Raw genomic sequence first — 11562 nt, 5'->3', positions numbered from 1 at the left:
GCGACCCACTGACCGGCCTTGTTGTCCTCCGAGGTGATGAGCGCGACGCGCACGCCGCCGACAGGTCCGGAGAACGGCAGGCCTGCGATCTGAGTGGACGCGGAGGCAGCGTTGATGGCGACGACGTCGTACAGGTCCTGCGGGTTGAGGCTCATCACCGTCACCACGACCTGAATTTCGTTCCGGAGACCGTCGACGAAGGACGGGCGCAACGGCCGGTCGATCAGGCGGCAGGTGAGGATCGCGTCCGTGGACGGACGACCCTCACGACGGAAGAAGGAGCCCGGGATGCGGCCCGCGGCGTACATGCGCTCTTCGACGTCCACCGTGAGCGGGAAGAAATCGAAGTTCTCTTTGGGGTGCTTGCCGGCGGTGGTGGCGGACAGCAACATGGTCTCGTCGTCGAGATAGGCCACGACTGCGCCTGCGGCCTGCTGGGCCAGGCGTCCGGTCTCGAACCGAATGGTGCGGGTGCCGAAGGACCCGTTGTCGATGACGGCGGTGGATTCGAACACACCCTCATCGATCTCTACTGCGGAATTCTCTGTCATCTCTTCTTTCACTTCCCTCTCGTCTTCGCCGTACCCGCGTGGGCGTTCTCACCCTCCTGGCGAGAACTGCGCACCTGAGGAACATCCCCCTCTCGAGTCCTCGGGATGTTTCTGTGCGGAGGCGGCCATCGATCGAAGTCCGCCGGATCATGTCCGGAAGACCACTACCGAAGACCGTCACCACATTCTCTGGTGCATACGGTAGTGCTGCCCTCGGCAGCGATACGCCGATAGCCAGCGAGGCCCAGTCTAAGCAAGGCCCCGCTGGCTAACGGAGTGTTTGGCGATCGAAATGATTGCCGTGTTGCGAATGATCAGCGCCGGATCGAGACTCTAGCGGCGCAGGCCGAGACGCTCGATCAGCGAGCGGTAACGCTCGATGTCGACCTTCTGAACGTACTTGAGCAGGCGACGACGGCGTCCGACCAGCAGCAGCAGGCCGCGGCGGGAGTGGTGGTCGTGCTTGTGCGTCTTGAGGTGTTCGGTGAGATCGACGATGCGCTTGGTGAGCATGGCCACCTGCGCCTCCGGCGAACCGGTATCGGTCTCGTGCAGGCCGTACTCGCTCAGGACCTGCTTCTTCTCTTCGGTGGTCAATGCCACTGTTCACTCCTGGTGATGACGTTCGCGTGAAAGGATCCAGACTTTGGCAGGCCACCGCGAACCGCAGCACATGCCAGCGGATCACTTTACCAGCAGAAATGGAACCCGTTTACCGCGCGTCTTCGAAGGCCGACAGGATCTTGCGGGCGCGCTCGGCGTCCCGGCCCATCGCCGCGATCAGTTCGTCAACGGAATCGAATTTCTCCATGCCCCGCAACCGTTCGACGAAATCGACGGCGACGTGCTGCCCGTACAGGTCCGCCTCGCGATCGAGAACGAACGCCTCGACCGTTCTCGTCCGGCCCGAGAACGTGGGGTTGGTCCCCACCGAGACCGCAGCCATGTACCGCTCGCCCGACGTGACCGTTCCCAGATCGACTCCGTGCCCGAGCACCGTGAACCAGGCGGCGTACACACCGTCCGCGGGTATCGCCGCATACATCGGCGGTGCGACGTTCGCGGTGGGGTACCCGAGTTGCCGACCCCGGCCGTCACCGTGCACCACCACTCCCTCGACGCGATGAGGACGGCCGAGTGCATCCATGGCCGCCGCCATGTCGCCGGCGTCGACGCACGAACGGATGTAGGTGGACGAGAAGGTCACGGCATGCTCGGCGAGCAACTTGACGCCGTCCACCGCAAAACCGAAACGCTCGCCGATCTGACGGAGAAGGTCGACGTTGCCCGCCGCCTTCTTCCCGAAGGTGAAGTTCTCACCGACGACCACCTCGGCCACATGCAGTCGCTCCACGAGGATTTCGTGCGCGTACCGCTCGGGGGTGAGCTTCATGAACTCCGCGGTGAACGGCATGACACAGAACACGTCGATGCCGAGATCCTCGGCGAGTTCCGCCCGGCGAGCCAAGGTCGTGAGCTGGGCCGGATGGCTACCCGGACGAACAACTTCCATCGGATGCGGATCGAAAGTCATGAGGACGCTGGGTATTCCACGTTCGTGTGCAGCCGCCACAGCCCGGCTGATCAGTTGGGCGTGACCTCGGTGCACGCCATCGAATACGCCGATCGTGAGAACACAACGACCCCAGTCGGCAGGAACCTCGTCGAGACCACGCCATCTCAGCACGACTGGCAGCCTACGGGGCGACGCCCGGACGGTCATCTCCGGACCGCCCGGCCGGCCACACGCCTCGCCCGATGGACAGCACCCTCACTGTTCGGGTACAAATTTCGTCATGCCGAAACTCTGGATTCGCCGGTGCGAAACCCGCGGACGGGTGGTCGCGCTGCTCGCCGCCGCTCTGGTCGTCGTCTCCGGTTGCAGTGCGCAAGCCGACGCCGACGATCCACGGCCTCTGGTTCTCACCACCTTCACGGTGCTCGCCGACATCGCACGCAACGTCGGCGGGGAACACGTGCGGGTCGAGTCGATCACCAAAGCCGGCGCGGAGATTCACGGCTATGAACCCACGCCGACAGATGTCCGGCACGCCGCCGACGCCGACCTGATCCTCGACAACGGACTGGGACTCGAGCAGTGGTTCGAAAAGTTCGTCGCCGAGGTCGACGCCCCGCACGTGGTGGTCAGCGACGGAATCGAAACGCTCTCGATCACGGAGGACGCGTACGCGGGCAAGCCGAATCCGCACGCGTGGATGTCACCTCGTGCCGCCCGGGTCTACGTCGACAACATCGCGGCCGCATTCGCCGAACTCTCCCCCGATCACGCCGCCGAGTTCCGCACCGCGGCCGAGGCATACAAGCTCGAACTCCAGACGGTGCAGGACGAGTTGTCCGCCGGGCTCGCCGCGCTGCCCGCGCACCAGCGTGCCCTCGTGACGTGCGAAGGAGCGTTCAGCTACCTGGCCCGGGACGCCGGGCTCTCCGAGGCGTACCTGTGGGCAGTCAATGCCGACCAACAAGACACCCCGCAGCAGATCAAGCGCACCATCGACTACGTGCGCGCCAACGCCGTTCCCGCAGTCTTCTGCGAATCCACGGTCTCCGACAAATCGCAGAAGCAGGTAGCGGTCGACACCGGCGCCCGCTTCGGCGGAGTGTTGTACGTCGATTCGCTGTCCGAGGAGGACGGTCCGGTCCCCACCTATCTGGACCTCCTGCGACACGACACGAAGACCATCGTCGACGGATTGCTCGGGTCATCATGATCGCGCCGGCCGTCCGGGTGGAGTCGCTGTCGGTGCGTTATCGCGACGTCGTCGCGCTCGACGGGGCGTCACTGACCCTCGAGGCCGGCAACGTGTGCGGACTCGTGGGCATGAACGGTTCGGGGAAATCGACACTCTTCAAAGCCGTCATGGGAATGGTCAAGCCGGCGTCGGGCACCGTCACCATCGAGGGCGATTCGCCAGCGGTGGCGCGTCGCCGGGGTGCCGTGAGCTATGTACCGCAAAGCGAAGACGTCGACTGGGCGTTCCCCGTGAGCGTGCGCGACGTGGTGATGACCGGCCGCTACGGAAAACAGAACTGGTACCGCCGTCCGAGACCTGTGGATCATGCCGTGGTCGCGGATGCGCTCGAGCAGGTGGAACTCACCGATCTGGCGGACCGGCAGATCGGCCGCCTGTCGGGCGGACAACGCAAGCGCGCCTTCGTGGCCCGCGGGATCGCGCAGGGGGCGTCGGTGCTGCTGCTCGACGAACCGTTCGCCGGGGTCGACAAGAAGACCGAGGCCACGATCATCCGGCTGCTGCGGGATCTGGCGGCACAGGGCCGGTCCATTCTCGTCGCCACCCATGACCTGCACGGGCTTCCCGCGCTCTGCGACGACGCTCTTCTGCTGCATCGACGGGTCCTCGTCCACGGCAGTCCCGAGGAGGTCCTCAGACCCGAGAACCTCGCACTCGCATTCGGTGTCGACCCCCTTCGACCCGCCCCGGACAACGGAAAGGCGCCGCGGTGAACCTCATCGACGTGCTGGTGGAACCTTTGGGCTACAGCTTCATCCAACGGGCACTGGTGGTCTCCGTCGCCGCATCGGTGGTGTGTGCGCTGCTCAGCTGCTGGCTCGTCCTCATCGGCTGGTCCCTGATGGGCGACGCCGTATCGCACTCGGTTCTTCCGGGGGTCGCCCTCGCCTATCTCGTAGGCGCACCCTTCGCTGTGGGCGCCCTGGTGTTCGCGGTCGCCGCGGTCACCATGATCGGTGTCGTCCGCACCACCACCAAGATCAGGGAGGACGCGGCTATCGGGGTCGTCTTCACCACCCTGTTCGCGCTCGGCCTCGTCATCATCTCGAAGCATCCCAGCCAGATCGATCTAGGACACATCCTGTTCGGCAACGTGCTCGGTGTGACGAACGCAGATCTCTGGCAGGTCCTCGGCCTCGGCGGCCTCGCCCTCGCCGTCCTGATCTCGAAGCGGCGGGATCTGATGCTCTTCGCCTTCGACCGAACCCAGGCGCACGCGCTCGGTATCTCGCCTGCGAGATTGTCCGCTCTTCTCCTCGCCTTGCTGGCCGTGACGATCGTGGTCGCGATCCAGGCAGTGGGCGTGATTCTCGTCGTCGCCATGCTGATCATTCCGGGCAGCAGCGCCTATCTGATGACCGAGCGTTTCTCTCGCATGCTGGTGATCGCGCCGGCGCTGGGCATCGGGTGCGCGGTGGCCGGGGTGTACGCGAGTTACTATTTCGATGCGTCCACCGGGGGGATCATCGTGCTGGCCCAGAGTTCGGTGTTCGTCGTCGCCTACCTGTTCGGGCCCAGCCAGGGCGTGCTCACGTCGTGGTTCGCAGCGCGTACCGCCATCCGATCGTCGGCGCCGAGTGTGTCCGATGTGTCCGCGGAGTAATCCTTGCCTAAGCTCGTCACGTGGCCGTCAACAAGAATGACCCGACCGTGACAGAGGACCTCCCATCCGACACCGGCTCCCTGTCGGCAGTGGCCCAGGACTACCTCAAGGTCATCTGGACCATTCAGGAGTGGTCCCCGGAACGGGTGTCCACGAAACTGCTCTCCGAGAAGATCGGTGTCTCTGCGTCCACGGTGTCCGAAGCGATCCGGAAACTGTCCGATCAGGGGCTCGTCGATCACGCACGCTACGGGTCCATCGCCCTCACCGAAGCCGGCCGTATCGCCGCGATCGGAATGGTCCGCCGGCACCGTCTCATCGAGACGTATCTGGTCAACGAACTGGGGTACGGCTGGGACGAGGTACACGACGAGGCCGAGATACTCGAGCACGCGGTCTCGGATCTCATGATCGCCCGGATGGACGCCAAATTGGGACATCCCCAGCGCGACCCGCACGGGGATCCGATTCCCACGGTGGACGGATCGGTGCCGACTCCCCCGGCCCGGCAGCTCAGTGACTTCACGAACGGTGAGAGCGGCCGGATCGCGCGGATCTCGGATTCGGATCCTGCGATGTTGCGGTACTTCGACTCGGTCGGCGTGGCACTCGATGTCTCCGTCACGCTGCTCGAGCGCCGAGACTACGCGGGAACCGTCTCGGTTCGACTGGGAACGAGCGAAGACTCCGTGGAACTGGGCCACCCGGCCGCACATGCCATCTGGCTGGTCTGACGCCCTACCTGAGTGTCGCCGGACGAACCACCATCACGGATCCGGCGCGCTTTCCCCGTTCCTGGAGCAGCGCGATCGTGTGACCTTCCGGATCGATGGCTGCGTACACGCCCTCGAGCCCGATCGGCTCGAGCCACCGACCCTGACTGATCGCCTCCGCCTCGTCGGCGTTGATCAGACGGTGCGGGAACGCCGTCCGCGCGGCGGCGTCGATGTCGAGGCTGACCCCGGGATTCTCGGCGAGTTCCTCGAGGGTGCGGGCGTGCTCGAGCGTGAACGGTCCTACCCGCGTCCGGCGGAGTGCAGTGAGATGGCCGCCCACACCGAGTGCCGTCCCGAGATCGCGGGCAAGCGCCCGAATGTAGGTGCCCGAGGAGCACTCCACGTCGACGTCCAGATCCACGAAGGTTCCCTCGTCGCGGCGTGCCACCACATCGAACCGGGACACGGTCACCGGCCGTGCCTCGAGTTCCACACTCTCCCCCGCCCGGATCCGGGCGTGAGCACGCTGACCGTCCACCTTGATGGCACTCACACTCGCCGGCACCTGGGAGATGTCGCCGGTGAGAGCTGCCACGTGCTCGGCGATCTCCGCATCCGTCACGCCGGAGGCGTCCGCTTCCGTCAGCACCTCACCCTCGGCGTCGTCGGTGGTGGTGGCCTGACCCAACCGGATCGTGGCCGTGTACGCCTTGGTGGTCAGTGCGAGCAGTCCGAGCAGTTTGGTGGCCCGCTCGACACCGAGAACGAGAACGCCCGTCGCCATCGGATCGAGAGTGCCCGCATGCCCGACCTTCCGCGTTCTCAGCAACTTGCGGCATCGGGCCACCACATCGTGGCTGGTGATCCCCGCGTCCTTGTCGACGATGAGCAGACCGGCGCCGACCAGACCGGAAGAGGGCTTTTCACGTACCGACACGTCTACCGATTCTGCCAGCAGGGTTACCACCGCCGAAATCGCCCATGCTCACTGCACCGTGATAGCAGTGATGATCAGGCCGTCCGACACCATCCACCGGCCGTCGAACGACGCCAGCGGCGGGCCGTCGAGGGTTTCACCGGAGACGAGCAGCTCCGAATGGAACGTGCCCGTCCCGTCGCCCGAAGAGTCGAGGGTGATGTGTGCGTCCTCGAAACCGAGCCACCTTTCGGTGAGCGGGAACCATGCCTTGTACGTTGCCTCCTTGGCGCAGAACAACAGCCGATCCCGGTGCACCGGGTGACCGGTGCCCGAGCGCCAGTCCGCCGAATTCGCGGTGCTTGCGAGCCATTCGCGTTCGGACTCGAGACTCACCGCGTCCAGCACCCCGTCGGGCAGGGTGTCGTGCGGTTCGGCATCAATTCCGACGGAGCGCACCTGCATCGAATATCCGAGCACCGCCCCGCGGTATCCGTCGCAATGGGTGAGACTGCCGACCACCCCGCGCGGCCAGCGCGGCGCACCCTTCTCCCCACGCAGGATCGGGGCCGGATCCACGCCGAGTTTGCTCATCGCCAGGCGGGCACAGTGCCGGGCGGTGACGAACTCCCGGCGACGTTTCTCCACCGCCCTGCCTATCAGCGGTTCCTCCTGTGGCATCGGGCGCAGGTCCGGCGGATCGTCGAACAGTTCGGCAGACACCACACCGGACGGCAGAATTCGCTCGATCACCGGCCGCCCCTCGCCCTCATCTTCTCCACTTCGGCTTCCTGTTCCGGTGTCACCTTGAAATGCCCGCCCCACTTGTTGAGCGATCCCGGCGGATACTCCGGCACCGGAAGGATCTGGCGCAGAAGCCTGTCCGGGAGACCCCGCTTCTGCCACTCCCGCGGATAGCCCAGGGACACTTCTTCGAATCGCACGCCGTCGTAGTAGGTGGTGCGCGGGATGTGCAGGTGCCCGTACACGGCGCACACGGCGTTGTAACGCGTATGCCAATCCTTCGTCAGCTCGGTACCGCACCAGAGCGAGAACTCCGGATACCAGAGCACCCGCGTCGGTTCGCGCACCAGCGGGAAGTGGTTGATCAGGACGGTCCGGGTGCCGGCGGGTAACGCATCCAGGCGCGCCCTCGTCGTTTCGACCCGGCTGCGACACCACGCATCCCGGGTGCCGAACGGCTCGCTGGAGAGCAGGAACTCGTCCGTGGCCACCACATTCTTGTCCCGCGCGATGCGCAGGCCCTCGTCCTTGGTGGTGGCCCCCGCAGGAAGGAACGTGTAGTCGTACAGCAGGAACATCGGGACGAGAGTGACGGGACCGTCCTCCGCCTCCCAGACCGGGTACGGATCCTCGGGCGTGACGACACCGATCTCCCGGCACATGTTCACCAGGTAGTCGTAGCGTGCAACCCCGTGCATCTGCACCGGATCCTTTGCCGTCGTCCAGAGTTCGTGGTTGCCGGGGACCCAGATGACGTTGGCGAATCGGCTGCGGAGCAGACTCAGTGCCCACCGGATGTCGTCGGTCCTCTCCGAGACGTCGCCGGCGACGATCAGCCAGTCGTCGGGCGAATCCGGATAGATGTCCTCGGTGATGGGCCGATTTCCCTTGTGCCCCACATGGGTATCGCTCACCGCCATCAGTTTGGCTGCCACGTGCACTACCTTTCCCGATCGTGTTCCCGCGCCGGACCGCCGTCGAATCCGGGTCGAGCCTGCCGGTCGGCACCGACCACCGCCCAGTGTCCCGATGCGACGCGCCACACCACCGCGAGCATCCGAAGGATTATGAACACCGTAAGTCCTGTCCAGATTCCCGCGAGCCCCCAGTCGATGAACAGCGACAACCAGATCAGGGGCAGGAATCCGACGAGCGCGCAGGCCAGCGTCGCGTTGCGCAGAAACGCAGCGTCTCCCGCACCGAGAAGCACACCGTCCAGAGCGAACACCACGCCGGCGAACGGCATGAGCGCCACGAAGAACCACCAGGCCACCGCAATCTCGTCCAGCACCCCCGGATCAGTGGTGAACAACTCGGGGATCACCCCGTGGCCGAGGGCGAACACCACCGCCAGCATTGCCGCGAAAACAGCGGACCAGCGGGTGATGCGCCACGACAACCGGGTGGCTCCACTCGCATATCCGGCGCCGAGGGCGGCCCCTACCAAGGCCTGCGCCGCTATCGCCAGCGAGTCGAGGGTCAGCGCCACCAGATTCCACAGCTGCAACACCACCTGATGCGCCGCCACCGCTGCAGCGCCGAACCGGGCCGCCACTGCGGCTGCCGACAGAAAGCAAGCCTGGAACGCGAGGCTCCGCATGATCAGGTCACGTCCGAGCACCATCTGGGCTCGTATCACCCGCCACTCCGGACGCAGCGGGACGCGTTCTACCACCAGCGCTCCGACGAACAGACTTGCCGAGACAGCCTGGCCGGTCACGTTGGCGACCGCAGAACCTTCGAGCGCCCAACGCGGCGCACCCCACAACCCGTGCACGAGCACCGGGCAGGTCACCGCGGAGACCAGCAATCCGATGACGACGAAACGCAGAGGCCGCACAGTGTTCTGCACACCGCGCATCCAGCCGTTGCCCGCCATCGAGATCAGAATCAGCGGCGCACCGAACACCGCTATCCGCAGCCAGCTCTCAGCAGCCTCCGCTATCTCCGATCCACCCGCGATCACGGAGGTGACCGGGCCGGCACACAGCTGAACGACGACTGCCACGAGTGAACCGATACCGATCGCCAGCCAGGTCGCCTGAACACCCTCACGGACCGCACCGCGCTCGTCGCCCGATCCATGCATCCTCGATGCCCGCGCCGTCGTGCCATACGACAGAAACGTCAGCTGCGTGCTCACCTGAGCCAGGATCAGGCCGCCGACGGCAAGTCCGGCCAGGGCCAGAGCGCCCAGCCGCCCGACGACGGCGAGGTCGAAAAGCAGATAGAGCGGTTCGGCGGCCAGTACTCCCAGCGCCGGCAATGCCAATCCGAACACCCGACGCGCGGTGGCGTCCCCGGTCACTCCCTCGGCGACGTCAGCCAAGCGACACGCACCTCAGCCGAACGATGCGACGAGGACCGAGGCTATCTCGCCCACGTCCGCGACCGCCGTGTAGCCCGCCGCGAAATGGTGTCCCCCACCGCCGAGACGTTCCGCGACAGCAGACACGTCGACGTCGGACTTCGACCGCAGCGATACCGACCACGTACCGTCCGCGGCCTCCTTGAACACCGCCGCGACCTCCGCCTCGGATGTGGTTCGGACGATGTCGATGATGCTTTCGATCTCCTCGGACCGCAGATCTCCGATGTCGGACCGGGTGACGACCGCGTAGACGAGGCCTCTTCCGCCGACTGCGTCCGGAACCAGGGTTGCCGAACCGAGGACCGAGGAAAGCATCCGCAACCAGCCGAAGGGGTGCGTGTCGAGCAACTGGCGGGCGATGCGTGCGCCGTCGATTCCCGTCGCGAGGAGCTTCTCGGCGAAGGTGTGCGTACCGGGCTGTATCCAGCGGAACGATCCGGTGTCGGTGACGAGACCGGCGTACAGGCAGTGCGCGAGGTCCGTGTCGATGTCCACGTTCCACAGGTCGAAGATCTGCGCCACGACCGCGGTGGTGGACTCGGCGGTCTCATCGATGAGATTCATGCTCCCGAAGCGCGTGTTGGACCGATGATGGTCGATGACCAGCGTGTGCGCAGCGGTCTCGAGGCGGTCCCTGAGCTTGCCGAGCCGCCCTGCACTGCCGCAATCCACGGTCACGACGAGGTCGACGTTGCGCCGCACGTGATCGGCCGGAACCAGCAGATGGGTGCCCGGCAATTCCCGCATCGATTCCGGCAACTCCTCCGGGGCGGAAAAAGCAACCTGCACCGGAATTCCCTTGCGTTCGAGCACCAGAGCGAGCGCCAGTCCACTGCCGATGGTGTCGGCGTCGGGCTGGACGTGGCACAGAACCGTCACCGACGTCGCGTCCTCGAGAACAGCGACCGCTTCCGGCAGGTACACCTCGTGGCGATCGACATCAGGCAGTGCCGTGTGTGTATGGGTCATGTTGTGGGCGTCAGTCCGCCTGACGGGAACTGGTGGGCTCGTCGACATCGCTGTCGCCCGCGTCTTCCGATCGTGGTTCCTTGTACGGATCGGGGTCACCGGCAGGTTTCGCGGCCGCTGCTACCCGTGCCACCTCGTCATCGGCGGCACGTGCCCGAGCAAGTAGCTCTTCCATGTGCCGCGCGGTGTCCGGAACGGTATCCGCGACGAACGTCAGTGTGGGCGTGAACCGAACCCCGGTACCTGCCCCGACCTTCGAGCGGAGGACGCCCTTGGCCTTCTCGAGGCCCGCGGCGGCGGACGCGAGATCGGGCTCCGATTCGAGATCGGCACCCATCACGGTGTAGTAGACGGTGGCGTCGTGCAGATCGGCCGTCACCTTGGTGTCGGTGATGGTCACGAAAGCCAGGCGAGGATCCTTGATTTCGTGATCGATTGCCGTCGCAACGATGGTGCCGATTCGCTTGGCGAGCTTGCGTGCCCGGGCTGGATCCACCATGACAATCAGACTCCTTCCCCTGGCCGCTCGTGAGTAGTCGTGTTTTCGTTACTTGCTGTACTTCATTCTGCACTGATCGGTTCTTCGTGCAGAGTCGGGGCTGGTGCCCGTCGTCAGTCCTCAGGGCCGAAGATTCGCCGTCGCACCGCGAGCAGTTGCAGTTCCGGTAGGTCGGCCACGTGCCGCTCACACGTGTCCAGAACTTCGTGAACATGGTCGACCGCCGAGCTCGCCATGGTGACGCCGAGCATCGACCGGCGGTACCGGTCCAGTTCACCGGTTTCGGCCGCCGAGACGCCGAAGCGCCGAAGTTCGGCGAGTACCGGTTTGACCATTGCACGCTTCTCTTTCAGAGATCGCACGTCACCGAGCAAGATGTCGAGCTCGAGCGCACCGACGTACAAATTTTTCCTCCTTCGGGG

13 protein-coding genes and 1 pseudogene are annotated in these 11562 nt (G+C 65.4%); 4 read left to right on the top strand and 10 right to left on the bottom strand.

All coding sequences use genetic code 11. The features are described from left to right. The 3 genes and pseudogenes from WAW17_RS06240 to WAW17_RS06230 form a co-directional block, all read right to left on the bottom strand. Positions 1 to 551 (bottom strand): annotated as a pseudogene (locus tag WAW17_RS06240) (polyribonucleotide nucleotidyltransferase); the annotation flags it as partial. Between the two features lie 333 nt (positions 552 to 884). Beyond that, the gene (gene rpsO / locus WAW17_RS06235) at positions 885 to 1154 is read right to left on the bottom strand and encodes a 30S ribosomal protein S15 (RefSeq protein ID WP_422332131.1); all 270 of its coding nucleotides are present in this window, start codon (positions 1152 to 1154) and stop codon (positions 885 to 887) included. A 109-nt stretch (positions 1155 to 1263) separates the two neighbouring features. Further along, entirely contained in the window at positions 1264 to 2238 is a 975-nt protein-coding gene (locus tag WAW17_RS06230; RefSeq protein WP_422332130.1) for a bifunctional riboflavin kinase/FAD synthetase, read from the bottom strand. A 109-nt stretch (positions 2239 to 2347) separates the two neighbouring features. Here WAW17_RS06230 and WAW17_RS06225 point away from each other — a divergent pair, with 109 nt between their 5' ends. Genes WAW17_RS06225 through WAW17_RS06210 form a run of 4 tightly spaced genes read left to right on the top strand, consistent with a single transcriptional unit; the run spans position 2348 to position 5659 of the window. Continuing rightward, a complete protein-coding gene (locus WAW17_RS06225; RefSeq protein WP_422332129.1) occupies positions 2348 to 3280 on the top strand; it encodes a metal ABC transporter substrate-binding protein in 933 nt (310 codons plus the stop codon). Then, positions 3277 to 4035, top strand: a complete 759-nt coding sequence (locus WAW17_RS06220; RefSeq protein ID WP_422332128.1) for a metal ABC transporter ATP-binding protein — start codon at positions 3277 to 3279, stop codon at positions 4033 to 4035. The genes WAW17_RS06225 and WAW17_RS06220 overlap by 4 nt, the downstream gene beginning before the upstream one ends. Next, the gene (locus tag WAW17_RS06215; protein ID WP_422332127.1) at positions 4032 to 4925 is read left to right on the top strand and encodes a metal ABC transporter permease; all 894 of its coding nucleotides are present in this window, start codon (positions 4032 to 4034) and stop codon (positions 4923 to 4925) included. Before WAW17_RS06220 ends, WAW17_RS06215 begins: the two co-directional genes overlap by 4 nt. A 20-nt stretch (positions 4926 to 4945) precedes the next feature. Further along, positions 4946 to 5659: a metal-dependent transcriptional regulator gene (locus tag WAW17_RS06210; protein ID WP_422332126.1), complete on the top strand. Its 714-nt coding sequence runs from the start codon at positions 4946 to 4948 to the stop codon at positions 5657 to 5659. Between the two features lie 4 nt (positions 5660 to 5663). On the opposite strand, the gene truB is transcribed toward WAW17_RS06210, so the two are convergent. The 7 genes from truB to WAW17_RS06175 all read right to left on the bottom strand — a co-directional run bounded on the left by truB (position 5664) and on the right by WAW17_RS06175 (position 11544). Next, a complete protein-coding gene (gene truB, locus WAW17_RS06205; protein WP_422332125.1) occupies positions 5664 to 6578 on the bottom strand; it encodes a tRNA pseudouridine(55) synthase TruB in 915 nt (304 codons plus the stop codon). Positions 6579 to 6626: 48 nt separating this feature from the next. Beyond that, complete coding sequence (npt, locus tag WAW17_RS06200; protein WP_422332124.1) at positions 6627 to 7310, bottom strand: 4'-phosphopantetheinyl transferase Npt; 684 nt, start codon at positions 7308 to 7310, stop codon at positions 6627 to 6629. Then, entirely contained in the window at positions 7307 to 8236 is a 930-nt protein-coding gene (locus tag WAW17_RS06195; RefSeq protein ID WP_422332123.1) for a metallophosphoesterase family protein, read from the bottom strand. Before WAW17_RS06195 ends, npt begins: the two co-directional genes overlap by 4 nt. A gap of 5 nt (positions 8237 to 8241) precedes the next feature. Further along, on the bottom strand, positions 8242 to 9630 hold the full coding sequence (locus WAW17_RS06190; RefSeq protein WP_422332122.1) for an MATE family efflux transporter: 1389 nt from the start codon (positions 9628 to 9630) through the stop codon (positions 8242 to 8244). 12 nt (positions 9631 to 9642) lie between these two features. Beyond that, positions 9643 to 10641 (bottom strand): DHH family phosphoesterase, encoded by a 999-nt coding sequence (locus WAW17_RS06185; protein WP_422332121.1) that lies wholly within the window; start codon positions 10639 to 10641, stop codon positions 9643 to 9645. A 10-nt stretch (positions 10642 to 10651) separates the two neighbouring features. Next, positions 10652 to 11140 (bottom strand): 30S ribosome-binding factor RbfA, encoded by a 489-nt coding sequence (gene rbfA, locus WAW17_RS06180; RefSeq protein WP_422332120.1) that lies wholly within the window; start codon positions 11138 to 11140, stop codon positions 10652 to 10654. A gap of 113 nt (positions 11141 to 11253) precedes the next feature. Beyond that, positions 11254 to 11544: a DUF503 domain-containing protein gene (locus WAW17_RS06175; protein WP_422332132.1), complete on the bottom strand. Its 291-nt coding sequence runs from the start codon at positions 11542 to 11544 to the stop codon at positions 11254 to 11256. Positions 11545 to 11562 lie beyond the last annotated feature (18 nt).

It is taken from the genome of Rhodococcus sp. (in: high G+C Gram-positive bacteria) (genome assembly GCF_049286785.1).
In the GTDB taxonomy this organism is placed as follows: Bacteria; Actinomycetota; Actinomycetes; order Mycobacteriales; family Mycobacteriaceae; genus Rhodococcus_F.
The sequence above is the reverse complement of the archived record's forward strand: the minus strand, read 5'-3'. Positions and strand labels throughout refer to the sequence as shown.